General features: G+C 65.2%; 24 protein-coding genes and 1 riboswitch. Of the genes, 15 read left to right on the top strand and 9 right to left on the bottom strand.

Annotated features, from left to right (window positions below; all coding sequences use genetic code 11):
• The first annotated feature begins 2 nt into the window (after positions 1-2).
• Positions 3-881, top strand: coding sequence for a cobalamin-binding protein (locus tag THIARS_RS13570; protein WP_245845919.1), 879 nt, complete (start codon positions 3-5; stop codon positions 879-881).
• A gap of 9 nt (positions 882-890) precedes the next feature.
• Here THIARS_RS13570 and THIARS_RS13565 read toward each other — a convergent pair whose 3' ends face one another.
• From THIARS_RS13565 to THIARS_RS13555, 3 genes are read right to left on the bottom strand one after another with little or no spacing between them, the layout of a single operon-like run.
• Positions 891-1,628 carry an ABC transporter ATP-binding protein gene (locus THIARS_RS13565; protein WP_094161348.1) on the bottom strand — a complete coding sequence of 246 codons (738 nt, stop codon included), beginning with the start codon at positions 1,626-1,628 and terminating at the stop codon, positions 891-893.
• Complete coding sequence (locus tag THIARS_RS13560; protein WP_094161347.1) at positions 1,625-2,605, bottom strand: iron chelate uptake ABC transporter family permease subunit; 981 nt, start codon at positions 2,603-2,605, stop codon at positions 1,625-1,627. Before THIARS_RS13560 ends, THIARS_RS13565 begins: the two co-directional genes overlap by 4 nt.
• Positions 2,606-2,626: 21 nt before the next feature.
• Positions 2,627-4,585 carry a TonB-dependent receptor plug domain-containing protein gene (locus tag THIARS_RS13555; RefSeq protein WP_245845918.1) on the bottom strand — a complete coding sequence of 653 codons (1,959 nt, stop codon included), beginning with the start codon at positions 4,583-4,585 and terminating at the stop codon, positions 2,627-2,629.
• 153 nt (positions 4,586-4,738) lie between these two features.
• Positions 4,739-4,982, bottom strand: a riboswitch (cobalamin riboswitch).
• Between the two features lie 50 nt (positions 4,983-5,032).
• On the opposite strand from THIARS_RS13555, the gene THIARS_RS13550 reads away from it, so the two are divergent.
• The 4 genes from THIARS_RS13550 to THIARS_RS13535 all read left to right on the top strand — a co-directional run bounded on the left by THIARS_RS13550 (position 5,033) and on the right by THIARS_RS13535 (position 7,290).
• On the top strand, positions 5,033-5,284 hold the full coding sequence (locus THIARS_RS13550; protein WP_094161346.1) for a hypothetical protein: 252 nt from the start codon (positions 5,033-5,035) through the stop codon (positions 5,282-5,284).
• 45 nt (positions 5,285-5,329) lie between these two features.
• The gene (locus THIARS_RS13545) at positions 5,330-5,665 is read left to right on the top strand and encodes a cell division protein ZapA (RefSeq protein WP_094161345.1); all 336 of its coding nucleotides are present in this window, start codon (positions 5,330-5,332) and stop codon (positions 5,663-5,665) included.
• Between the two features lie 289 nt (positions 5,666-5,954).
• On the top strand, positions 5,955-6,791 hold the full coding sequence (locus tag THIARS_RS13540) for a sulfite exporter TauE/SafE family protein (RefSeq protein WP_094161344.1): 837 nt from the start codon (positions 5,955-5,957) through the stop codon (positions 6,789-6,791).
• Positions 6,792-6,798: 7 nt separating this feature from the next.
• Positions 6,799-7,290, top strand: coding sequence for a PIN domain-containing protein (locus THIARS_RS13535; protein ID WP_186436678.1), 492 nt, complete (start codon positions 6,799-6,801; stop codon positions 7,288-7,290).
• Between the two features lie 6 nt (positions 7,291-7,296).
• On the opposite strand, the gene lgt is transcribed toward THIARS_RS13535, so the two are convergent.
• Positions 7,297-8,118, bottom strand: coding sequence for a prolipoprotein diacylglyceryl transferase (gene lgt, locus THIARS_RS13530; protein WP_094161342.1), 822 nt, complete (start codon positions 8,116-8,118; stop codon positions 7,297-7,299).
• A 128-nt stretch (positions 8,119-8,246) separates the two neighbouring features.
• On the opposite strand from lgt, the gene ilvD reads away from it, so the two are divergent.
• A complete protein-coding gene (ilvD, locus tag THIARS_RS13525) occupies positions 8,247-9,932 on the top strand; it encodes a dihydroxy-acid dehydratase (RefSeq protein ID WP_094161341.1) in 1,686 nt (561 codons plus the stop codon).
• A 79-nt stretch (positions 9,933-10,011) separates the two neighbouring features.
• Here the strand turns inward: ilvD and clpA are convergent, their stop codons facing one another.
• The 3 genes from clpA to icd all read right to left on the bottom strand — a co-directional run bounded on the left by clpA (position 10,012) and on the right by icd (position 14,138).
• A complete protein-coding gene (gene clpA, locus THIARS_RS13520; protein WP_094161340.1) occupies positions 10,012-12,309 on the bottom strand; it encodes an ATP-dependent Clp protease ATP-binding subunit ClpA in 2,298 nt (765 codons plus the stop codon).
• A gap of 9 nt (positions 12,310-12,318) precedes the next feature.
• Positions 12,319-12,648, bottom strand: coding sequence for an ATP-dependent Clp protease adapter ClpS (clpS, locus tag THIARS_RS13515; protein ID WP_094161339.1), 330 nt, complete (start codon positions 12,646-12,648; stop codon positions 12,319-12,321).
• Between the two features lie 233 nt (positions 12,649-12,881).
• Entirely contained in the window at positions 12,882-14,138 is a 1,257-nt protein-coding gene (icd, locus tag THIARS_RS13510; protein WP_094161338.1) for an NADP-dependent isocitrate dehydrogenase, read from the bottom strand.
• A 285-nt stretch (positions 14,139-14,423) separates the two neighbouring features.
• Here icd and THIARS_RS13505 point away from each other — a divergent pair, with 285 nt between their 5' ends.
• Both THIARS_RS13505 and THIARS_RS13500 read left to right on the top strand, forming a co-directional pair.
• Positions 14,424-14,627 (top strand): hypothetical protein, encoded by a 204-nt coding sequence (locus THIARS_RS13505; RefSeq protein WP_094161337.1) that lies wholly within the window; start codon positions 14,424-14,426, stop codon positions 14,625-14,627.
• Positions 14,628-14,743: 116 nt separating this feature from the next.
• Positions 14,744-15,232: a DUF192 domain-containing protein gene (locus tag THIARS_RS13500; protein WP_245845917.1), complete on the top strand. Its 489-nt coding sequence runs from the start codon at positions 14,744-14,746 to the stop codon at positions 15,230-15,232.
• Between the two features lie 39 nt (positions 15,233-15,271).
• Here the strand turns inward: THIARS_RS13500 and THIARS_RS13495 are convergent, their stop codons facing one another.
• Both THIARS_RS13495 and xseA read right to left on the bottom strand, forming a co-directional pair.
• A complete protein-coding gene (locus THIARS_RS13495) occupies positions 15,272-15,856 on the bottom strand; it encodes a superoxide dismutase (protein WP_094161335.1) in 585 nt (194 codons plus the stop codon).
• A 51-nt stretch (positions 15,857-15,907) separates the two neighbouring features.
• Positions 15,908-17,296: an exodeoxyribonuclease VII large subunit gene (xseA, locus tag THIARS_RS13490; RefSeq protein WP_094161334.1), complete on the bottom strand. Its 1,389-nt coding sequence runs from the start codon at positions 17,294-17,296 to the stop codon at positions 15,908-15,910.
• Positions 17,297-17,698: 402 nt separating this feature from the next.
• On the opposite strand from xseA, the gene THIARS_RS13485 reads away from it, so the two are divergent.
• The 7 genes from THIARS_RS13485 (at position 17,699) to THIARS_RS13455 (ending at position 22,418) form a co-directional block, all read left to right on the top strand.
• A complete protein-coding gene (locus THIARS_RS13485; protein WP_094161333.1) occupies positions 17,699-18,334 on the top strand; it encodes a MotA/TolQ/ExbB proton channel family protein in 636 nt (211 codons plus the stop codon).
• 25 nt (positions 18,335-18,359) lie between these two features.
• Complete coding sequence (locus tag THIARS_RS13480) at positions 18,360-18,782, top strand: ExbD/TolR family protein (RefSeq protein ID WP_094161332.1); 423 nt, start codon at positions 18,360-18,362, stop codon at positions 18,780-18,782.
• Positions 18,779-19,858, top strand: a complete 1,080-nt coding sequence (gene lpxK / locus THIARS_RS13475) for a tetraacyldisaccharide 4'-kinase (protein ID WP_245845916.1) — start codon at positions 18,779-18,781, stop codon at positions 19,856-19,858. The genes THIARS_RS13480 and lpxK overlap by 4 nt, the downstream gene beginning before the upstream one ends.
• Positions 19,839-20,048: a Trm112 family protein gene (locus THIARS_RS13470; protein WP_094161330.1), complete on the top strand. Its 210-nt coding sequence runs from the start codon at positions 19,839-19,841 to the stop codon at positions 20,046-20,048. Before lpxK ends, THIARS_RS13470 begins: the two co-directional genes overlap by 20 nt.
• Positions 20,045-20,863, top strand: coding sequence for a 3-deoxy-manno-octulosonate cytidylyltransferase (gene kdsB, locus THIARS_RS13465; RefSeq protein ID WP_094161329.1), 819 nt, complete (start codon positions 20,045-20,047; stop codon positions 20,861-20,863). The genes THIARS_RS13470 and kdsB overlap by 4 nt, the downstream gene beginning before the upstream one ends.
• A gap of 120 nt (positions 20,864-20,983) precedes the next feature.
• The gene (adk, locus tag THIARS_RS13460) at positions 20,984-21,640 is read left to right on the top strand and encodes an adenylate kinase (RefSeq protein WP_094161328.1); all 657 of its coding nucleotides are present in this window, start codon (positions 20,984-20,986) and stop codon (positions 21,638-21,640) included.
• Positions 21,641-21,659: 19 nt separating this feature from the next.
• On the top strand, positions 21,660-22,418 hold the full coding sequence (locus tag THIARS_RS13455; RefSeq protein ID WP_094161327.1) for an SDR family NAD(P)-dependent oxidoreductase: 759 nt from the start codon (positions 21,660-21,662) through the stop codon (positions 22,416-22,418).
• Positions 22,419-22,445: the final 27 nt, after the last annotated feature.

Here is a 22,445-nt window from a genome sequence, read left to right as displayed (position 1 = left end):
TCTTGCGCCGCCTCCTGCTTCCCGCCCTGCTCCTGGTCAGCCTGCTGCCCCAGGCCCGCGCCGACATTGAAGTCCATGACGACGCGGGACGTGCCGTCGTGCTGCAACACCCGGCGCGGCGCATCGTCGCGTTGTCTCCCCAATTGGTAGAACTGAGCTTTGCCGCCGGGGCCGGTGGCCGGCTCGTGGCCACCATACGCGGCGCCGACCGCCCGCCCCAGGCACGCCGCCTGCCACGCGTGGGCGACGCCTTCGCGCTCAACCTCGAGTCCATCGTCGCGTTGCGCCCCGACCTGATCCTGGCGTGGAAATCCGGCACGCCGCCGCGTCAGGCGGACACCCTGCAGCGCCTTGGCATCCCGGTGTACTGGAGCCAAACCAACACCCTGGAGTCCGTCGCCAGGACCGTGCAACGCATCGGCGAACTGGCCGGCACGCCAGAGCAGGCCGCCCATTGGGTCCGGGCCTACGATGCGCGACTGGCTGCGCTGCGTGCGCGCTATGCGCATCAACCCCCGGTGCGCGTGTTCTATCAGGTCTGGGCCGAACCGCTGATGACCGTGGGCGGACCGCAACTGATCAACCAGGCCATTCATTTGTGCGGCGGCGTCAATCCCTTCGCTCCTCTGCCCGTCCTGGCACCCACGGTCAGCCGCGAAGCCGTGATCGCCGCCGATCCGCAGATCATCGTCGCCGCCAGTCCGAACGCCCGGGCGCTCGACGCCTGGACGCGTTTTCCCGAGGTCAGCGCCGTGCGGCACGGCCAGCTTGTGCTCTTGAATCCGGACCAGCTCCCACGCATGGGCGCGCATGTCCTCGACGGCGTGGCGCAGTTGTGCCAGGCCATCGCCGGCGCGCGGCACATGCAACCCAAACCCTGACCGCCGGGTTCAAGCCGGCAGCCATAAATCCGGGCCGTCGGGCCGCGCCACGCGCTGCCAGTCGCAACCGTACAGACGCTGGAGGGTCTGCGCATGCAAGACCAGTTCCACCGGCCCCGCGATCCATTGCCCTCCAGGGACGAGACCGAGCACATGGGTGGCGACATGGGCCACCCAGTTGATGTCGTGCGCGGCGAACACGACGCCCTGTTCCGGCAGGCTGCCGAGCAAGCGCGCCACCAGGCCCTGGTGGGCCGGATCCTGGAAAGTGACGGGCTCGTCCAACAGGAGCAGGGGCGTGCGCTGCGCCAGCACCTGGGCCAGCGCCACGCGCTGGCGCTCCCCTGCCGAAAGCTGCAAGACATGCCGATGCACCAGATGCGCGGCATCCACCCTCTCAAGACAATCCAGCGCGGCTCTTTCTTCGGGCCTGTGCTGCGCCAGCATCACCGCGTCGAGCACCGCGATGCCGAAGCGATCCCGCGGCTGGCTGGGCAGGTAGGCGCGCTGCTGCGCAAGCTGGGCGGGCGACATGGTGGACAGGGCCACGCCTCCCAGCCGCACCGGCAAGGGATCTCCGCCGAGGCCGGCCAATTGGCGCAGCAGGGTGGACTTGCCGGCCCCATTGCGCCCGAGCAGGGCCCAGCGCTGGCCGCGCCGCACCGCCAAGGACAAGTGGCGCAGCAGGACGCGCACGCCGACGCGCACGTCCATCCGCTCGGCCTCGAGCAAGACCGCGGCGCTCATCGCGGTTGCTTGATCAGCAGCACGATGAACACCGGGGCGCCGAGCAGCGCCGTGATCGCGCCGACCGGCAACTCATAAGGCATGGCGACGCCGCGCGCCAGCGCATCGGCAGCCACCACCAGGGCTGCCCCCAGCAGCGGCACGGCCCAGCTTTGTTGGCGCATGCGCACGACGCCGAACATGCGCAGCACGTGCGGTACCACCAGCCCGACGAAACCCACCGCTCCGGCTTCGGCCACCGCGGCCCCGGTGGCCAGCGCGGCCAGCAACACCAATCCGAGGCGCAGCCGGTGCACCGGCTCGCCCAGCAGCCATGCATGCTCGCTGCCAAGGGCCAGACGGTCGAGCGCGCGGCACGATGCCGCCAGCGCCAGCGCCAGCACCAAGGCCAGCAGGCAAAGCCAGTGGCCGAAGCGCGCACCGGACAAGTCTCCGACCAGCCAGAACACCGCGCCGCGCAGGCTCTGCTCGGGCACGAGGGCCAGCAAGAGCGTGGACCCCGCGCCGAAAACGGCGGAAAGCATGGCACCGATGAGAATGAGCTGGGCGGGCGCCTCGTCGTCCGGGCTGGCCATGGCCTTGCGGCCCAGCAGCAACAGCAGACCAAGCGCCGCCAGCGCACCGCCCACGCTGCCCAGCCAGAGCTGGCTGCCGAACGCCACCAGCATGGCGATGGCGCCCATGCCGGCGCCGGCCGAGGCACCCAGCACGTAAGGATCGGCCAGGGGGTTGCGCAACACCAATTGCATCGCCAGGCCCGCCTCGGCCAGCAGGGCGCCTGCACCTGCGCCGGCCAGCACCCGCGGCAGGCGCAACTGCTCGATCAGCAGCCAGTTCCACCCCCCCGCGCCCACGCCGATGCCCAGCAACAAGGCAAGCAGGCTGGCACCGCCAACCACGGCGAGAAGCCTCAGGTCGTGCGGCTCGAGTCGCCGGCCGGGCAGTTCGGGGGTGGGGGCGATGGCGGGGCTGGACATGGCAAGGGGCACGGCCCGGGCTCAGGTTCCCAGCGGCCGCCAAGTCAGACCCAGGAAGACGCCAAAGGGTTCACGGTTATAGCCCCACGCCGTCTGGTACTTCTTGTCGAACAGATTCTGCACCCGCGCGTTCCAGCTCCACTGCGGGCTGATCTGGCCGCTGGCGGTGAGGTCGACGGTGGTGTAGCTTCCCAGGGTGACGCGCTGCGCCGGATAGACGTTGTAGTTGAAGTCCCAGCGTGGGCCGCTGTAATGTACGGCTGCACCGAGCAGAACCGAACCCACCGCGTGGTTCACCGCGATATTCGCAACACTGCGGGCGCGACGCTGCAGGGTCGGATCACCCGGTTGTGTCAAATCGACAGGCTGTTGCAAGGTTAGGTTGGTGTCGTAGGCCCAGCCGTTCCAGGCGCCGCGGCCCGTCAGTTCTAAGCCGCGGGTGCGTGCACTGGCGATGTTCTCGAACGTGAAGTTCTTGCCATAGCTCCACTGTTCGGTCGCCTTGGTCTGAAACAAAGTGGCGCGCCACACATTGACGCCCTGCGCCCATTGCAGTCCTGCTTCGACGGTATGCGCCTTCTCGGGTTTGAGGTTCGGATTGCCGGCATTCGGGTCGTACAGATAGCCCAATGGCGGTGCGTTGAACGCAGTGGCATAGCTAGCAATGGCCTTGAAGCCGCCGCCGAGTTCGCGTCCATACCCTAGATAACCGGTGTTTTGCCCCGAGTAGCCGTCGATGCTGTCATGGCGCAGGTTGAGCTGCAGCGAATTGCCATTGAAGCTGCCGTCGATGCCGGCAAACACCGCGCGTGCGTTGCGGCTGTTGTCGAACGCACCGCTGTAGTAGGGACCATAGTTGTAGCTGCCGACGATGCTCTGCTTCTGCAAGTCCGCCCCCGCCGTCGCCGTCCACCCCGGCATCAGTTGCACGACGTTGCGCCAGAGCAGTTGTTGCACACGGGTGCGGTAATGGCTGAGATTGCCCACAGGCGCATTGTCGTTCGTGGTTTCCTGCTGCGACAGACTCAAGTGCGAAGTCCAGTCAGACGTGAGTTGGTTGTCACTGAACAATTGATACAAATTCTGCTTCGTCTCCCCGGAAAGGGTGGCGTTGCTGTAGGTGTACTTGCCATCGCTGCGGAACGCGCGTAGGCCCAGCGTTTGGCCCGGTGCCAGGGTTTGCACGATGGAGCCGTTCATTGTCGTGTTGCGGTAACCATCAGCCGCGTCGGGCAGGCCCATTTGTTGCGGGTTTTGCGACGAAATGCCCTGCGTGGTGTAGCGGCTGATACCTGCCTGCAACGCGGTCTTGCCGATCTGTCCGCTGGCGTCGGCCGAAGACGTGAAGGTGTTGCGGCTGCCGGCGGTGAAACTCAGCGAGGCACGCGGAGTCTTCCCGCCGTGGCGCGTGGTGATGAGCACCACGCCGCCGATCGCACCCGAGCCATAGATGGCCGAGACGTTGCCGCGGATGATTTCGACGCGTTGGATCTGGTCCGTGGTGAAGTTGTTGAGATAGGCGCTGCCCGTGGCGTCCTGCGCGTTCATCGGCACGCCGTCGAGCAGCACCAGCACGTCGGGGCCGCCGAAACCACGCACGAACACGTTGCCGGTCTGGCCCGGGCCGCCATTGGACGTGACCTGCAGGCCGGCCACTTGCTGCAGCAGGGTCGTGAGGTTTTGCGCGCCCGACTCATCGATCTGCTCGCGGGTGATCACGCTCACGCTGGGCAGCGCGCTGGACAGCGGTTGCGGATAGCCGGTGGCCGACACCACGACCGGGGGCAAGGTGGTCGTGCCGGTTGCGGTCTGCGCCTGCGCCATGCCAGCGGCCAGCATGGTCAGCGCGAACGCGCCGAAAAATGGAGCGGGCCTGCGCCGGGCAAGCGGCGCGGTGGTACTAGCTTGCTTGAAACGGCGGTTGCCTGCGATGCGCCCTGCGGACGGAACGTCCTGGGAGGTGAAACGATGGGTTTTCATGGAACTTCGAGCGAGAGAAAGCGGCTGCCGCGCTCCCCCGCGCGACCGACCGAAATCGAAAACCGCATCGCCCCGTGCCGAGACCACGCGAACCTCGAGCACGCGCCATCGGCACGCGTCGCGGCGCACAGTCTGCCTCACCCCGGGCAGCGCTGCGGTTTTCGCCTGTTGGCCGGTATCCGGGCTGGTGGACCCATTCGATGCGCCTTCCCAGCCGTCCTGCGAAGACGACCAGTGGCCCTGCATACGAACGACGGCCCCGGATGGGCCGCGTCCACTCACCGTTGCGGGGGCAGCACAGGCAAGACACGCGCCGCGAGACGCGCATCACTCTGTTTCCCGTTTAACCGCGCGGCATCGAACACACCGCGCGAGCACCAACAGTGGCATGGTATGGGATCGCGGAACTTGGGGTTGACGCAGCCCATGCGCACTAGAATCCGCCGCATGAACGCCACGAAGCCGCCCTCCGAGTTGCCAGCGTTGCTGCAAGCCTTGAGCGACAAGGCCGATCGCCTGGCCTTGCGCCATGCCGAGCTCCAGCGCATCAACGCCTTGCTGGATGAACGCGTGCGCCAACTCGAAGCGGAACGCGATGCCCTGCGCCAGCGGCTGGGCGAGGCGCGAGCGCGGGTCGACCATCTTCTCGCGCGCCTGGATACGCCGCCCGCGGCAGCCAAACCCGATCTTCCGGCCTGAGCGCTTGTTGCGCCGCGCCACCTCAGACCCTTTCGAGACCGAGCCATGAGCAGTGCGACCGTGGAAGTGAACATCATGGGACAGAGCTATGTCCTGGCCTGCCCGCAGGGCGAAGAAGACGCCCTGCGCCAAGCGGTGGCGGAGGTGGACCGCGAGATGTGCAGCATTCGCGACCTGGGCAAGATCCGCGCACGCGAGCGCATCGCGGTCCTGGCCGCGCTCAACCTCGCACATGCCAAACTGCTGAGTGCTGGTGCGGCGGGCACGCCCCCTCCCACGCAACGTGCCGAAACCCCGATCACGCCCGACATCGCCGCCCAAATCGCGCGCATCAACCAGCGGCTTGATTCCGCACTGGATACCGACGGTCAACTGCTTTGACCCTGCGCCTGGAGGCATGCGCGAGGCCCGCCACTTCCCTACAATGGCTCCGTCTGCCTGACCTCGCCGATCAGGCATTTCTTGAACCGATGCGCTTTGCCTCGGGCCTGGAATATTTCACATGGGTGCGCAGTGTCTCGCGCAGACGCTCCCGAAATGTGGTGACCTCGCCCACCTGTCCCAACAGGGTTCAGGGATCAATGGTCGGCGGGGTTCGGGCAGACACCCCCAACACGCGCAGCTGCAGGCAAAGGCCAGGCTGACTCGCCCCTCTCCCGCGAAATTCGCAATGGCTTGGCAATTCCTGCTCGAACTCATGGTGCTTGGCGCGTTCACCGGCTTCATGGCAGGACTGCTTGGCATCGGCGGCGGCATGCTGTTGGTGCCTTTTCTCACCTTCATGTTCACGCGCGAACAGTTCGGTGCCGAGCTGATCGTGCGCATGGCCATCGCCACCTCGCTGACCACCATCCTGTTCACCTCCGTATCGAGCGTGCGCGCGCATCACAAACGCGGCGCCGTGCGCTGGGACATCGCGGGCTGGATGGGCCTGGGCGCCGTGCTCGGCACCTTCGCCGGCGCCCAGGTCGCCGGCCTGCTCAAATCGGGCTGGCTCGCCATGTTCTTCGCGTTCTTCGTCGGTCTTTCGGCATTGCGTATGCTGATCGTGGCGGGCCAGAAACAGGCGGTCGGCACAGCCGAATCCTTGCCGCTCAGGCCCGCGCTCATCGGCACCGGAAGCCTGATCGGATTCATTTCATCGCTGCTGGGCGCCGGAGGTGGGTTCCTCACCGTGCCGTTCCTGAGCTGGCGGGGCGTGGGCCTGCGCAACGCCGTGGCCACCAGCGCGGCCATGGGGTTTCCCATTGCCGCAGGCGGCCTAGCCGGCTATGTCGTCGCCGGGCTTCATGCCGATGGCCTGCCACCAGGCTCGCTGGGGTATATCTACCTTCCCGCCTTGTTTGCCTGCGCGGCGACGAGCGTGCTGATGGCCCCAGTGGGGGCGACGGTGGCGCATCGCATCCATGTGCAATCGCTCAAACGGGTGTTCGCCTTGCTGCTGCTGAGCCTGGCCAGCTATATGCTTTGGAAGGGCGTGCATGCGATGGGCTGGATCCAGGCCTGAACACGCCATGAGCGAGGGCTCATCCGGCGCTGGATTTGCGCTTGGGCGCGCACGATCCGAAAACAGGCCGCGATGGGTTCTCGATACCAATGTCGTCCTCGACTGGCTGATTTTCGACGATGCGGCCATGCGCGCGCCAGGGGCGTCGCTGCAAGACGGGCTCGCCCGCTGGATCGCCACCGCGGCGATGCGCGAGGAAGCCCTGGAGGTGGCGGCACGCGCCGTTTTCTCCAAGCGCGGTTCGGCCAACGCGCTGTGCGATCGGGTTGCGCAAGGCTACGCCCGATACGCGCAGCACATCGCCTCGACCGCGCCCTCGTCGCTGATTTGCGCCGATCCCGATGATCAGATGTTCATCGACCTGGCCTTGCAGCAGGAAGCGCAATGGCTGCTGACCCGGGACAAGGCACTCCTCGCCCTCGCGTCGCCCGCACTGGCGCGCGGACTGCGTATCGCCCGCCCGCAGGATATCGATATCGCGGCCTGGCTGGCCGCGTGATCCGGCTCAGGCCGCGGCGCCCGGGCCAAGGCGCGCGGCGCGGCGCTTGGACCACACGATCATCACGATACCCAGCACGATGAGCGGAATCGACAACAGCTGGCCCATGGTCAAGCCGAACCAGAGATAGCCCAGGAAGGCATCGGGCTGGCGGAAGAACTCGGCGGTGAAGCGCGCCAGGCCGTAGCCCAGCGCGAAGCTGCCGGCGATGAAGCCGCGCGGCCGCTCCTTGCGCGACAGCCACCACAGCACCGCGAACAGCACGATGCCCTCGAGGAACATCTCGTACAGTTCGGAAGGGAAACGCGGCACCATGCTGCCGGACTCGGGATAGATCATCGCCCCCGGCCACCAGGCAGGAGCGGCTCGGCCCCACAGTTCACCGTTGATGAAGTTGCCGATGCGCCCGAACGCCAGCCCCGGCGGAACCAGGGGAGCGACGAAGTCCATCAGATCGAGCCACGAGACCTTGCGCGTCCACGCGAACCAGCCTGCGGCCGCCATGACGCCGAGCAATCCGCCGTGGAAGGACATGCCGCCGTCCCACACCGCGACGATCTGCGCCGGATGGGCGAAGTAGTAGTCGGGCTGGTAGAACAGCACATACCCGATGCGGCCGCCGAGGATCACCCCCAGCACGCCGGCAAACAGCAAATCTTCGATATCGCGCGTCGTCCAGCCGTACCGGGCGTAGGGTTGGTCTTTCAGGCGTCGGCGGGACAGCAGCCAGAAGCTCAGGAACCCCAGCAGGTACATGATGCCGTACCAGTGGATTTCGACGGGCCCGAGCTTGAGGGCTATGGGGTTGAAATCAGGATGAATTAGCATGGGTCGAAGTGTACGGGGGTTGGATGAAAAGACCCTCTCGCCAATGTTCGGGGCCTGCCCATACGATGTCGGACGGCCCGCCCGGTTCAACTGGCGTCGCGATTCGTTTCTCTTTCCATTGCCATTCCATGACTGAAAAACTGCGTTCCTCCAACATCACCGAGGGTGCCGCACGCGCGCCCAACCGTTCCATGTTCTACGCGATGGGTTACAAGAAATCCGATTTCGCCCATCCGATGATCGGCATCGCCAACGCGCATTCCACCATCACGCCCTGCAACTCGGGCCTGCAAAAGCTGGCCGACGCGGCCGCCGAAGGAGTGCGCGCGGCCGGCGGCAATCCGCAGGTGTTCGGCACGCCCACCATTGCCGACGGCATGTCCATGGGCACCGAGGGCATGAAATACTCGCTGGTGTCGCGCGAAGTCATCGCCGACTGCGTGGAAACCTGCGTGCAGGGCCAATGGATGGACGGCGTGCTGACCATCGGCGGCTGCGACAAGAACATGCCCGGCGCGATGATCGGCATGATGCGCTGCAATGTGCCGGGCATCTTCGTCTACGGCGGCACCATCCTGCCCGGCCACTACAAGGGCCGGGACCTGAACATCGTGTCCGTGTTCGAGGCCGTCGGCGAGTTCTCCGCCGGGCGCATGAGCCAGGAGGATTTCGACGCCATCGAACAATGCTCGATCCCGACCAGCGGCTCCTGCGGCGGCATGTACACGGCCAACACCATGTCCAGCGCGATCGAGGCCATGGGCATGTCCCTGCCCTATTCCTCGACCATGGCGAACGTGCACGAGGAAAAGGTGCAGTCCGCGCGCGATTCGGCGCGCGCGCTGCTGGACGCGGTGAAGGCCGACTTGAAACCGCGCGACATCGTCACGCGCAAGGCGCTGGAAAACGCCGTCGCGGTGGTGATGGCCACGGGCGGTTCGACCAATGCTGTGCTGCACCTGCTGGCCATCGCCCATGCCGCCGAGCTGCCGTTCACGATCGACGACTTCGAGGTCATCCGCCAGAAGGTTCCCGTGCTGTGCGATCTCAAGCCGTCGGGCCGCTTCGTCGCCACCGACCTGCATCGGGCCGGCGGCATCCCCCAGGTGATGAAGATTCTGCTCGACGCCGGGCTGATCCACGGCGACTGCATCACCATCACCGGCAAGACCGTGGCGGAAAATCTCGCCGACGTGCCGGCGACGCCGCGCGCCGATCAAGAGGTCATTCGCCCCATCGACAAGCCGATGTACGAACATGGGCACCTCGCCATCCTCAAGGGCAACCTGGCCCCGGAAGGCTGCGTGGCCAAGATCACCGGCTTGAAAAATCCCAGCATGACCGGCCCGGCGCGCGTGTTCGACGACGAGCAGAGCGCGCTCAACGCCATTCTCGAAGGCCGGATCAAGGCGGGCGACATCATGGTGCTGCGCTACCTCGGACCCAAGGGCGGACCCGGCATGCCCGAGATGCTCGCTCCCACCTCGGCCCTGGTTGGCGCCGGCCTGGGCGAGTCGGTCGGCCTGATCACCGACGGGCGTTTTTCGGGCGGCACCTGGGGCATGGTGGTCGGCCACATCGCCCCCGAGGCCATGGTCGGCGGGGACATCGCGCTGGTGCAGGAAGGCGACTCCATCACCATCGATGCGCCAACCCTCACGCTCAGCCTCAATGTGCCGGAGCAGGAACTGGCGCGCCGCAGAGCCGCCTGGAGCCCGCCGGAAAAGCGCTACAAGCGCGGTGTGCTTGCCAAATTCGCCAAGCTGGCCGGAACCGCATCCAGGGGCGCCGTGCTGGACGCCGATTTGGATTGATACCCGGGCAATGAACTGGGGGATGGGCAGATCCCCCAGCGCGCCGTGCGCCAAAAGGCGCCCGGGCTGCCTTGCAGGGTCAAGCCTGGGCGTCCTCTGCTTCGCGCTTGCGTGACTTGGGCTCGGCCTCCGAGATATCGAGATGCACCTTGTCGTGTTCGTCGATATCCACCGTCACGCGCCCCCCGTCCACCAGCCTGCCAAACAGCAGTTCGTCGGCCAGCGCGCGCCTGATGGTGTCCTGGATCAGGCGCTGCATAGGGCGCGCGCCCATGAGGGGGTCGAAACCCTCGGCGGCAAGATGCTTGCGCAACTTGTCCGTGAAGGTAGCTTCCACGCGCTTCTCGGCAAGCTGGGATTCCAGTTGCAGCAGGAACTTGTCGACCACGCGCAGGATGATGGTTTCGTCCAGCGGCCGGAAGCTGATGATGGCATCGAGCCGGTTGCGGAACTCGGGCGAGAACATGCGTTTGATGTCGGCCATCTCGTCGCCGCGTTCGCGCTTGGACGTGAAGCCCATGGTGCCCTTCTGCATGGTTTCGGCACCCGCGTTGGTGGTCATAATGAGGATGACGTTGCGGAAATCGGCCTTGCGGCCGTTGTTGTCGGTGAGCGTGCCATTGTCCATGACCTGCAACAACACGTTGTAGACGTCGGGATGCGCCTTCTCGATTTCGTCGAGCAGCAGTACCGCGTGCGGCTTCTTGGAAATGGCCTCGGTCAACAGGCCGCCCTGGTCGAAACCGACGTACCCCGGAGGCGCGCCGATGAGGCGCGACACCGTGTGGCGCTCCATGTATTCCGACATGTCGAAACGCACCAGCTCGATGCCCAGCACAAAGGCCAGCTGCCGCGCCACCTCGGTCTTGCCTACGCCCGTGGGGCCGCTGAAGAGGAAGGAGCCGATCGGCTTATCGGGCTTGCCCAGCCCCGAGCGCGTCATTTTGATGGCGGCAGCCAGGGCAGCGATCGCATCCTCCTGGCCGAACACCACGTTTCTCAGATCGCGCTCCAGATTGCGCAGCTTGGAGCGGTCGTCGGTGGTCACGCTGTGCACCGGCACGCGGGCGATCTTGGAGACGATATCCTCGATCTCGGCCTTGCCAATGGTTTTTTTCTGCTTGCTCTTGGGCAGGATGCGCTGCGCCGCACCGGCCTCGTCGATGACGTCGATGGCCTTGTCCGGCAAGTGGCGGTCGTTGATGTACTTGGCCGAAAGCTCCGCCGCCGCAGCCAGCGCGCCAGTGCCATACTTCACGCCGTGGTGCTCCTCGAAACGCGACTTGAGGCCCTTGAGGATCTCCACCGTCTGCTCGACACTCGGTTCGGAAACCTCGATCTTCTGGAAGCGGCGCGACAGGGCCGCGTCCTTTTCGAAAATACCGCGGTATTCATTGAAGGTGGTCGCGCCGATGCAGCGCAACTGGCCCGAGGTCAACGCCGGCTTGAGCAGATTGGACGCGTCCAGCGTGCCGCCCGACGCCGCGCCGGCGCCGATGAGGGTGTGGATTTCGTCGATGAACAGAATGGAATGCGGCATCTCCTTGATCTGCTTGATCACCGCCTTGATGCGCTGTTCGAAATCGCCCCTGTACTTGGTTCCGGCCAGCAGTGCGCCCATGTCCAGCGAATACACCACCCCCTGCTCCAGCACGGCCGGGACCTGACCCTGCACGATGCGCCAGGCCAGCCCCTCGGCAATCGCGGTCTTGCCCACGCCGGCCTCTCCAACCAGCAGCGGGTTGTTCTTGCGCCTGCGGCAAAGCACCTGGATGACACGTTCGACTTCGGCCTCGCGCCCGATCAGCGGGTCGATGCGGCCCTCGCGGGCAAGGTGATTCAAATTCTGCGTGAACTGATCCAGAGGCGTTTCCTTGCCCTCCTTCTCATCCTCGTCGGACGAGGCCGCGCTCGCCGGTTTGGCCGGCTCCACCGGGTCGGTCTTGCGGATCCCGTGCGACAGATAGTTCACGACGTCCAGCCGGGTCACGCCCTGCTGGTGCAAGTAGTAGACGGCGTGCGAATCCTTCTCGCTGAAAATGGCCACGAGCACGTTGGCGCCGGTGACTTCCTTCTTGCCGTTCGAGGACGACTGCACATGCATGATGGCACGCTGGATGACGCGCTGAAAACCCAGGGTGGGCTGCGTGTCCACCTCCTCGGTTCCAGGCACCACCGGCGTGTTTTCCTTGACGAAGGCCGACAGGCTCTTGCGCAGATCGTCGAGATTGGCCGAGCAGGCCCGCAGCACCTCGGCCGCCGACGGGTTGTCCAGCAGGGCCAGCAGCAGATGCTCGACCGTGATGAATTCGTGCCGCTGCTGGCGCGCCTCGACAAAGGCCATATGCAAGCTGACTTCCAGTTCCTGGGCAATCATGACAATCTCCTAAATGGCCTCCATCACACACTGCAAAGGATGCCCGGCCTGACGCGCCGCCGACATCACCTGCTCGACTTTCGTCGCCGCGACATCCTTCGCATACACCCCGCAGACTCCGCGGCCATGCTGATGCACTTTGAGCATGATCTGCGTCGCCGTTTCACGGTCCTTGCTGAAAAACTGCTGAATCACAAAAACCACGAACTCCATCGGCGTGAAATCATCGTTCAGCATGACCACCTGGTAGAGCGGCGGTGGCTTGACTCTTTGCTCCTGACGTTCGACGACAGCCGCAGAACCAGGGTCGGAACCAGAGATTTTGCGTGGTTTGGTCATGCTTTGATTCTAAGTACTCGACAACGTGCCCGCTGGCCCGCGAACTTCAATCCTTGGTTCGACAACTTTCGCTGGGCCGGGCGCGAAATGCAAGCTCCGATTCGATGTGTTGCTGCCGCACAGCACCCCAGGCTCCATGACATCCCCACCGAGCACATAACGTAGCAGCCAAGAAAAAGCCGCACACGGTGCGGCTTTTTCTCGATGCATCGGCCGGGATCGGCGGTCCGGCTCTACATCTCCATCTGCGCAATCATGACGTCCCCGAATCCGGAACAAGACACCTGCGTGGCTCCTGGCATGAGGCGGGCAAAGTCGTAGGTCACTTGCTTCGATTGAATCGCCTTTTCCATGCTGGAAACGATCAGGTCAGCCGCTTCGAACCAGCCCATGTGCCGCAACATCATTTCGGCGGAAAGAATTTCGGAGCCGGGATTGACGTAATCCTTGCCCGCGTACTTGGGCGCGGTACCGTGTGTGGCCTCGAACATCGCGACCGTGTCCGACAAATTGGCGCCCGGCGCGATGCCGATTCCGCCGACTTGGGCCGCCAGCGCGTCGGAAATGTAGTCGCCGTTCAGATTGAGCGTGGCGATCACGTCATACTCGGCCGGGCGCAGCAGGATTTGCTGCAAGAAAGCGTCGGCGATCGAGTCCTTCACCACGATGTCCTGCCCGGTCTTGGGATTCTTGAAACGGCACCATGGTCCGCCGTCGATCGGTTGGGCGCCGAATTCAGATTGCGCCAAAGCGTAGCCCCAGTCACGAAAACCACCTTCCGTGTATTTCATGATGTTGCCCTTGTGCACCAGGGTCACCGACTTGCGATTGTTGTCGATGGCGTATTGGATGGCCCTACGCACCAGGCGCTCCGTGCCCTCGCGCGACACCGGTTTGATGCCGATGCCGGAGGTGGCAGGAAAGCGGATTTTCCTGACGCCCATCTCGCGGATGAGAAAGTCGATGATTTTTTTTGCGCCGTCCGATTCGGCCGCCCACTCGATGCCGGCATAGATGTCTTCGGAGTTCTCGCGAAAAATCACCATGTCGACCTTCTCGGGAGCCTTGACCGGCGAGGGCACGCCCTGGAAATAGCGTACCGGGCGCAGGCAGACATACAAGTCGAGCTCCTGGCGCAACGCCACGTTGAGCGAGCGTATGCCCCCGCCAACCGGCGTCGTCAGCGGCCCTTTGATCGACACCACGAATTCCTTGAGCGCCTGCATGGTCTCCTCGGGCAGCCAGACGTCCGGGCCATAGACCCGTGTCGCCTTCTCACCGGCGTAGATTTCCATCCAGGCGATCTTGCGCCGTCCGCCATAGGCCTTGGCCACGGCCGCATCCACCACCTTGATCATCACCGGTGTGATGTCGGCGCCGGTACCGTCCCCCTCGATGAACGGCAAGATCGGGTTGTCCGGCACATTCAGGGAGAGATCGGGAGCGACTGTGATGCGCTGGGCATCGGGAACGCGAATGTGCTGATACATGAGAATCTCCGGAACAAGGAAGAGCTTTCCATTCTAGTCAGCCGGTCACGGCAAAGTCATGTCTTTTATAAGACATAAGAGGAAAATCACCTGACATCGAATTGATTCGGCACGGCCGATGCCGGGTTCGCGCCCACATCCGCCCCGCTCAGCCTCCAAACGGGCCCGGCCGGCCTTGGCGGCAAGAGACGATTGGGTCGGGCTGTGTCAACCGGATGCCGATGGGCCGCGTTACGTTCTTCGATCCTGCTGGATCAACTCTAAATCTCTTATGAAAGGTTAGTCATGAAAAAGATTCTCGCCGCCGTGTTTGCCATGTTCTTCGCCTCCGCCGTGATGGCCCAAGCCGCCACCGAAACCGCCAAGCCTGCCGAGCCCGCCAAGGCTGCTGCGCACAAAGAAGTGAAGCACAGCAAGAAGGCCGTGCACAAGAAGGTCGCCAAGAAGAAGATGGAAAAGAAGGCTGAAGCCGCTCCCGCAACCAAATAAATTGTCTTGATGTTTTTGCGGGCCGAATTTGCATTGGCCCTTTCAGGGCGCTCTCGGGCGCCCTGTTTCATTTGCGCACCCCGCCAGCCGGGCCGCAGCCAACCCCACGAAACGGTTTGATCCGCTCCATGAAAACGTCATCGACCTACGTTTTGCGCCTGCTGCGATGGATGCTCCCGAGCGCCCTGGCTGTCATTTCTTTCTTCGCCATGGCGCAGCCTGGCGCCTTGCCGCGAATTACCTTGCAAGCAGGCATGCAACTGATTCACGCCGAGGTTGCAAGCACCCCGGATGATCGTGAAACAGGATTGATGTTCCGCCGCGAATTAAGCGGCAACCACGGCATGCTGTTCATCTTCGAGCGGGATCAGCCGGTCTGCATGTGGATGAAGAACACCTTGATCCCGCTGTCGGTTGCCTTCATCGACAACCAGGGCGGCATTACCAACATCGCGGACATGCAGCCGCAAACGCTGGACAGCCATTGCGCCAATCAAAACGTGCGCTTCGCCCTGGAAATGCCGTTGGGATGGTTTGCGAAACGCGGCATCAAACCCGGATTCAAGCTGCGGGGCCAGCCCTTCGGGACGGCCCCAGCACATTGAAATCCATGAATGCGCCGCCGGCGCATCGCTGCATGCCGTTCAGGCGAAATTGCGCTCGGCGAACGACCAATTCACCAGGTGGTTCAGGAAGGTCGTGACGAAATCAGGGCGGCGATTGCGGAAATCGATGTAATAGGCGTGTTCCCAGACATCGATCGTCAGCAGGGGCTTGTCGGCGGTCGTCAGTGGCGTCGCCGCATTGCCGGTATTGACGATGTCGACGGAACCGTCGGCCTTTTTCACCAGCCAGGTCCAGCCTGAGCCGAAATTGCCCACGGCCGATTTGTGGAACGCTTCCTTGAATGCCGCGTACCCGCCCCACTTCTTGTTGATGGCCTCCAACAGCGCCCCGCCCGGCTCACCGCCGCCCTTGGGGCTGAGGCAATTCCAGAAAAAACTGTGGTTCCAGACCTGCGCCGCGTTGTTGAACACACCGCCGGCGGGAGCCTTGCGCACGATCTCATCCAGGCTCATCGACGCGAACTCCGTGCCTTTGGACAAGTTGTTCAGGTTGGTGACATACGCTTGATGATGCTTGCCATGGTGGAACTCGAGGGTTTCGCGTGACATGTGGGGAGCCAGCGCGTCCAGGGCAAACGGCAATGCGGGGAGTTGATGTTCCATGGAAAGACCTTTCGTGGTTGATCAGCGAGTGGCGAGTAAACCCGAATCATTCTAGGAAGAATCGCGCGACTTGGTCGCCATCAGGGCCGCCAGCGGATGATCGATCGGGCGCGTGCGCCCGACGTCCAGACTGACGGCCGAGTTGGCGGTCGCCAGCACGAGCGCTTGCCCTTCATGCACAGCCGCGGCATCTTCAAGAATGCGGCCGTCCCCTCCCCAGGCCAGGCAGTAGCCGCGCTGCAATGTCGCCGCCGGATTCAACAGCGCAAGGCGCCGCTGCAGGCCGTCGAGGCCGGACTCCTGGTCACGCAGACATTGGGCGATCCTCCCCCGGAAACGGCGCTCCAGATCGGCGAGATAGACATGGCGCCGCTCCCGGTCGCGGGACGGCAACATGCGCAACCGCGAGGCCCACTGCATCTGAGCCTGGTTCGATCGGGCAAGTGCGGACTGCGCATGGGACTGCAGGCGCACCCGCAAGTCCTGCCATTGCCGCAAGGCCGCGTGCAGCGTGCGCTCCGGCGAGGGCAATCGCAGGTGCAGCCGGTCCAGACGCTGCTGTTCCCGGGCCAGCGCACCTTGCGCCGCCTGCGCCAAGGCGCGGCGCAACTGCGCGGCCGCCATGCGCAAATCGGCCAGGGCCGGCGCGCACAACTCGGCGGCCGCCGTGGGCGTTGCGGCGCGCACGGCGGCGGCGAAGTCCGCCAGGGTGAAATCGGTCTCGTGGCCGACGCCGCAGACCACGGGCAGATGGCTTGCCGCCAAGGCCCGGGCCAGCGGCTCGTCGTTGAACGCCCAGAGATCCTCCATGGCGCCGCCGCCGCGCACCAGCAGCAGCACATCGACCTCGCGCCGGGAATTGGCGGCTTGCAGCGCGCGCAAGAGATCGGCAGGCGCCGAAACGCCCTGCACGCTGGCGGGATAGATCACCACGCGGACCTGCGGACTGCGGCGTCCGAGCGTGACCAGGACGTCGTGCAGCGCCGCGGCCTGGGGCGAGGTGATGATGCCGACGGCTCGTGGATGCGCCGGCAGCGCGCGCTTGCGCGCCGCATCGAACAAGCCCTCCGCCTGCAGACGCGACTTCAAGCGAAGAAATTCCTCCAGCAGAGTCCCCTGCCCGGCGGGTCGCATGGACTCCACCGTGAGCTGCAGTTCCCCGCGCGGCTCGTACAAGCCGACCGCCGCCTTGATTTCCACGCGCTGCCCGTCGCGCGGATCGAAATCGACCAGCGCCGCGCGCTGGCGGAACATTACACACCGCAATTGAGCCGCCTCATCACGCAAGGCGAAGTAACAATGCCCGCTTGCCGCGCGCGTGAAACCGCTGATTTCGCCTTGCACCGCGACGACCCCGAAGCGGGCAAACAAGGTATCGGCCAGCGCTCTGACCAGGGCGGCCACGCTCCATGTCTGGGCTGCCGAACGTTCAAACGCCATCGAATGCCTCTGTCTCGGCCTGGGTCGCCGTGGCAAGCTGTCCACATTCCACAACGAGGGGCTGGAGATCTCGACGACCGCCACCAGGAACGCGAAAAATCGACCTATGCCATTGATTATTCATGATTTTTTTGTGTTCAAAAAAGAGTCATATTAATTCTGGGCTTTGTAATTCAGCCTTCTACGACGAGCGCCGCAGAGTTGCACACATTGTTATCCACATTTTTTTGGGATAACCGAGGCGCCCGAAACAGACCTGCGGCCATGAAGCGAGCCCGGCCTGACGTTCCGGGTAAACCGTGCCGTTTCGCACGCCTCACATGCATGTCTGCGCAAGACGCCTCGGTTTACCATGCTGGAGCTTGCCGCCCCGTACTCCCCTTTCGTTTCCGAGGTTCCATCTTGCTGAGCATCGTCGAAGCCGCTGGCTGGCCCATCTGGCCCCTGATCGCCTGTTCCATCGCCGCCCTGGCCATCATTCTGGAGCGCCTGACCACGTTGCGGACCGCCAAGGTCATACCACCGCGTTTGCTGGAGGAAGCCATCACCGTTTCGGTCGCTTCGCTGCCGGCGCCCGACACCATCGACAAGCTGGAGCGCAACTCTCCGCTGGGCACCGTACTGGCCGCGGGTTTTCGCGCCGCGCGCCGGCCGCGCGCCTCCATGGAGAGCCTGCGCGAAGACTTGGAAAACAGCGGCCGCACGGTCATGCACAAACTCGAGCGCTACCTCAATGCCTTGGGTACCGTGGCCTCGGCCGCCCCGCTCCTGGGATTGCTGGGAACCGTCGTCGGTCTGATCGAGATTTTCGGCTCGCAGACCGGCACCAGCACCAACCCCACGCTCCTGGCCCACGGCATTTCCGTGGCGCTGTACAACACCGCATTCGGCCTCATCATCGCCGTGCCGTCGTTGATGTTCTACCGTTATTTCCGCGGCCGCGTCGACGACTTCGGCATCGAACTGGAGCAAGCCGCGCGACGCCTGGCCACCCATCTGCAGCCCCAGGTGGAGGCTGCAGCGCGCACCCTATCCTGAGAACTGAGAACCCGCGAGCCTTGCTATGAATTTCCAGCGCCACCACCGCCATGATGACCCGGAAATCAACCTCATTCCGCTCATCGACGTCCTCCTGGTGATCCTGATTTTTCTGATGATCACCACCACTTATTCCAAGTACACCGAGCTGAAGATCAACCTGCCCACGGCCAACGCGGCCAAAGCGGAGCAATACCCGCATCAGATCGTGGTGGCTGTCGCGGCGGATGGCACCTACGCGGTCAATCGCCAAGTGCTCCCCAATCGGACCGTGGCCGACATCGCCAACGCCCTGACCCAAGCCGCCAAAGGCGACGCCGATGCCATGGTGGTGATCAGCGCCGACGCCCAGAGCACCCAGCAGTCCGTCATCAACGTGATGGAGGCGGCGCGCATCGCAGGCTTGAGCCGCTTGACCTTCGCCACGCAGCGCGCTCCGGGCTCGTGAGCCGAACCGAGGCCCCGACCATCCAGGCCCAAGTGCCGGCTTCGGGCTGGCCTGCATGGTGGATGCGACGCTGCTGGCTCTCGCGTGCCCTGCTCCCCTGCGCCGGGCTGTTCGCCGCGCTGGCCGCCGCCAGGAGGCTGGCCTACCGACGCGGCTGGCTCAAAGCCTGGCAGGCACCGGTACCCGTCGTCGTGATCGGCAACGTGACGGTAGGGGGCACCGGCAAGACGCCGCTGGTCTTGAGCATGGCCGAACAATTGCAGCGTGCGGGCTGGAAACCGGGCATCGTCTCGCGCGGCTACGGACGCATGGCGCAGGCCGCGGACCCCATGGAGGTCCGCGCCGATGCCGACCCCGCCCTGACCGGCGACGAACCCCTGCTGCTGCGGCGGCTGAGCGGCTGTCCCGTGTGGGTCGGAAGCAGCCGACCGCAGGCGGCGCGGGCTCTGCTGCGCGCGCATCCTGAGGTCGATCTGCTGCTGAGCGACGACGGACTGCAGCACCTGGCGCTTGCGCGCGACCTGGAACTGGTGGTGGTCGACGCACGCGGCCCGGGCAACGGCTGGCTGCTGCCGGCGGGGCCGCTGCGCGAACCCTGGAATCGCCGACGCGACGCCACGCTGGGCCCGCGCGAAGCCCTCGCCACGATGCCGCAGGCGTCGCCCGGCTTCGTCATCCGGCGCCACCTGGGGGCGGTGCGCCAACTCGCCACTGGCGAGCGCATCGGCATCGAGGCCTTCGTTCAGCGACACGCTGGCCAGGCGATCGCTGCCGCGGCCGGAATCGGGCACCCGGAACAATTCTTCGCGATGCTGCGGCAGGCCGGCATCCCGCTGTCCAGCACCCTGGCCCTCCCCGACCACCATGCCTTTGGCGCGGATGCCTTCGTGGCCATTTCCGCCTCCGCCGTGCTGATCACGGAGAAGGACGCCCTAAAATGCAAGGCGCTTCAGATACAGCTCGCCCGGCTCTGGGCGGTTGAACTGCAACTCGACGTCGATCCCGCTTTCTTCCCCTGGCTGCGCGCGCAGTTGCGCGCGCGTACGGAATACCCTCATGGATTCACGCCTGCTTGACCTGCTGGTCTGCCCCATCTGCAAGGGCCCCCTCGACTACGACCGCGGCGCACAGGAACTCATCTGCCCGCGCGACCACATGGCCTACCCGGTTCGCGACGGCATTCCCGTGATGCTGGTGGAGCAGGCGCGCGATCTCGACATCACCGGCGAGCCGTCCAGCGACCCGATGCGCGACCCTCGCGCATGACGATGCCGGACTTCGCCGCGCTCATCCCGGCGCGCCGGGCCTCCACGCGCCTGCCCGACAAACCGCTGGCCGACATTGCCGGCTTACCCATGGTCGTTCACGTGGCGCGCCGCGCGCAGCAAAGCGGGGCCAGCCGCGTGGCGGTGGCCACCGACGATGCGCAGATCGCTGCGGTTTGCGCCGCCCACGGCGTCGAGGCGCTCATGACGGACGGCCGCCATGCCAGCGGCACCGATCGCATCGCCGAAGCGGCCGCGCAACTCGCGCTGCCCGACACCGCCCTCGTGGTCAATGTGCAAGGCGACGAGCCGCTGATCGACCCCGCGCTCATACGCGCCTGCGCGGAATGCCTCGCCAATGACCCCCAGGCCGACATCGCCACCGCCGCCCACCCCATTTTCGACGCGGCCGATGTGTTCAATCCCAATGTGGTCAAAGTCGTTCTCGACGCCAGGCAGCACGCCTTGTTCTTCTCGCGCGCCCCCATCCCGTGGCGGCGCGACGCCTTCGCGCCAATGTCCGCCGCGGCAGGCCTGCCCGTCCTGCCGCCCGAATCCAGCCCCTCGGGCGACCCGCAGGCGGGTCTGCCTTTTTGGCGCCATGTCGGCATCTACGCCTACCGCATGCATGCCTTGCAGCGCTTCCATCGCCTCCCGCCCTGCCCGCTGGAGTCGGCCGAGGCGCTCGAACAACTCCGCGCGCTGTGGCACGGCTGGCATATTGCGGTGCTGAAGGTGCAGACCCCGCCGGCACCCGGCGTCGACACGCCGGAAGACCTGGCCCGGGTGCGCCGACTGATCCAGAACGCCGCGTAGCGGATCGGAGCCGGCCGGCTCGCGGCTGTCAGCTCTGGCCCGGGTCCGCGTGCTATTCTGAAATGTGGTGTCGATCTCGTTTTCGCGGCGATATTTCAACGACAAGAATCAGGAGTTTCCATGCGCTTAATCTTGCTGGGCGCGCCCGGCGCCGGCAAAGGCACGCAAGCAGCCAACATCTGCGCGCGTTACAACATTCCGCAAATCTCCACGGGTGACATGCTGCGCGCCGCCGTCAAGGCCGGCACGCCGCTGGGACTGCAAGCCAAGGCCGTGATGGATGCCGGCGCGCTGGTGTCGGACGACATCATCATCGGCCTGGTCCGTGACCGCCTGCTCCAGCCCGATTGCGCGGGCGGCTTCCTGTTCGATGGCTTTCCGCGCACCATCGCCCAGGCCGATGCGCTGAAAGCGGCCGGCGTGCCGATCGACTATGTGCTCGACTTCGACGTGCCCGACGAGGACATCGTCGAGCGCCTGAGCGGGCGCCGTGTGCACCCAGCCTCCGGGCGCGTCTACCACGTCAAATACAACCCGCCCAAGGTTCCCGGCAAGGACGACGTGACCGGCGACGATCTCGTGCAGCGCGACGACGACCACGAGGACACCGTGCGCAAGCGCCTGGCTGTCTACCACGCGCAGACCAAGCCGCTGGTCGACTACTACACGCGCTGGGCACGAAGCGGTGAGGCGCAAGCCCCCAAGCTGCGCAGGATCTCCGGCGTCGGCACGGTCGACGAAGTCGGCCGGCGCATCTTTGCCGCCTTGGAAAGCTGAACACACGGGATCCGTCGCCATGCAAATCGCGCAACAGGTTTTCATCGTCACCGGGGGCGCCTCGGGCCTCGGTGCGGCAACGGCCCGCCGCCTCGCCGGCATGGGCGGCAAGGTCTTGATCGCGGACGTGCAGGACGACGCTGGACAGGCGCTGGCACACGCGGTGCAGGGACGTTATGTGCATTGCGACGTCACGCGAGAGGACGATGCGGCACAAGCCGTCGCGCTGGCGCTGGAATTGGGACCTTTGCGCGGCCTGGTGAACTGCGCGGGCGTGGCGCCAGCCTCGCGCACGCTGGGCAAGGAGGGCCCCCATCCCCTCGACGTCTTTGTCCGCACGATCACCATCAACCTGGTTGGCAGCTTCAATATGGCCCGCCTCGCGGCTGCTGCGATGGCCAAGCAGGAGGCGCTGGATGACGGCGAACGCGGTGTCGTCGTGCATACCGCGTCGGTCGCCGCATACGACGGCCAGATCGGGCAGACGGCCTATGCGGCGTCCAAGGCCGGCATCGTCGGCATGACCCTGCCGATGGCGCGCGACCTGGCGCGCGACGGCATCCGCGTCATGACCATCGCGCCGGGCATCTTTGAAACACCGATGCTCATGGGCATGCCCGAGGCGGTACGCGCAGCACTCGGCGCGGCCGTGCCCTTCCCCTCGCGACTGGGGCGGCCGGATGAATTCGCCATGCTGGTCGAGGCCATCGTCACCAACCCCATGCTCAACGGCGAGACCATCCGGCTCGATGGCGCCATCCGCATGCAGCCAAAGTAGTCCCCGGCACGGGCGACGGCATGCCGC

This window comes from Thiomonas delicata, assembly GCF_900088825.1.
In the GTDB taxonomy this organism is placed as follows: Bacteria; Pseudomonadota; Gammaproteobacteria; order Burkholderiales; family Burkholderiaceae_C; genus Thiomonas_A; species Thiomonas_A delicata.
This window is presented reverse-complemented; position numbering and strand designations above follow the sequence as displayed.

Excerpts from the sequence above, each read along its gene's own strand:
- clpS (WP_094161339.1), bottom strand. The coding sequence starts at position 12,648 with ATGACCAAACCACGCAAAATCTCTGGTTCCGACCCTGGTTCTGCGGCT.
- THIARS_RS13550 (WP_094161346.1), top strand. The coding sequence starts at position 5,033 with ATGAACGCCACGAAGCCGCCCTCCGAGTTGCCAGCGTTGCTGCAAGCC.
- THIARS_RS13455 (WP_094161327.1), top strand. The coding sequence starts at position 21,660 with ATGCAAATCGCGCAACAGGTTTTCATCGTCACCGGGGGCGCCTCGGGC.
- THIARS_RS13555 (WP_245845918.1), bottom strand. The coding sequence starts at position 4,585 with ATGAAAACCCATCGTTTCACCTCCCAGGACGTTCCGTCCGCAGGGCGC.
- THIARS_RS13470 (WP_094161330.1), top strand. The coding sequence starts at position 19,839 with ATGGATTCACGCCTGCTTGACCTGCTGGTCTGCCCCATCTGCAAGGGC.
- THIARS_RS13545 (WP_094161345.1), top strand. The coding sequence starts at position 5,330 with ATGAGCAGTGCGACCGTGGAAGTGAACATCATGGGACAGAGCTATGTC.
- THIARS_RS13480 (WP_094161332.1), top strand. The coding sequence starts at position 18,360 with ATGAATTTCCAGCGCCACCACCGCCATGATGACCCGGAAATCAACCTC.
- kdsB (WP_094161329.1), top strand. The coding sequence starts at position 20,045 with ATGACGATGCCGGACTTCGCCGCGCTCATCCCGGCGCGCCGGGCCTCC.
- icd (WP_094161338.1), bottom strand. The coding sequence starts at position 14,138 with ATGTATCAGCACATTCGCGTTCCCGATGCCCAGCGCATCACAGTCGCT.
- THIARS_RS13495 (WP_094161335.1), bottom strand. The coding sequence starts at position 15,856 with ATGGAACATCAACTCCCCGCATTGCCGTTTGCCCTGGACGCGCTGGCT.
- THIARS_RS13505 (WP_094161337.1), top strand. The coding sequence starts at position 14,424 with ATGAAAAAGATTCTCGCCGCCGTGTTTGCCATGTTCTTCGCCTCCGCC.
- lgt (WP_094161342.1), bottom strand. The coding sequence starts at position 8,118 with ATGCTAATTCATCCTGATTTCAACCCCATAGCCCTCAAGCTCGGGCCC.
- THIARS_RS13565 (WP_094161348.1), bottom strand. The coding sequence starts at position 1,628 with ATGAGCGCCGCGGTCTTGCTCGAGGCCGAGCGGATGGACGTGCGCGTC.
- THIARS_RS13535 (WP_186436678.1), top strand. The coding sequence starts at position 6,799 with ATGAGCGAGGGCTCATCCGGCGCTGGATTTGCGCTTGGGCGCGCACGA.
- THIARS_RS13560 (WP_094161347.1), bottom strand. The coding sequence starts at position 2,605 with ATGTCCAGCCCCGCCATCGCCCCCACCCCCGAACTGCCCGGCCGGCGA.
- THIARS_RS13540 (WP_094161344.1), top strand. The coding sequence starts at position 5,955 with ATGGCTTGGCAATTCCTGCTCGAACTCATGGTGCTTGGCGCGTTCACC.
- ilvD (WP_094161341.1), top strand. The coding sequence starts at position 8,247 with ATGACTGAAAAACTGCGTTCCTCCAACATCACCGAGGGTGCCGCACGC.
- xseA (WP_094161334.1), bottom strand. The coding sequence starts at position 17,296 with ATGGCGTTTGAACGTTCGGCAGCCCAGACATGGAGCGTGGCCGCCCTG.
- adk (WP_094161328.1), top strand. The coding sequence starts at position 20,984 with ATGCGCTTAATCTTGCTGGGCGCGCCCGGCGCCGGCAAAGGCACGCAA.
- clpA (WP_094161340.1), bottom strand. The coding sequence starts at position 12,309 with ATGATTGCCCAGGAACTGGAAGTCAGCTTGCATATGGCCTTTGTCGAG.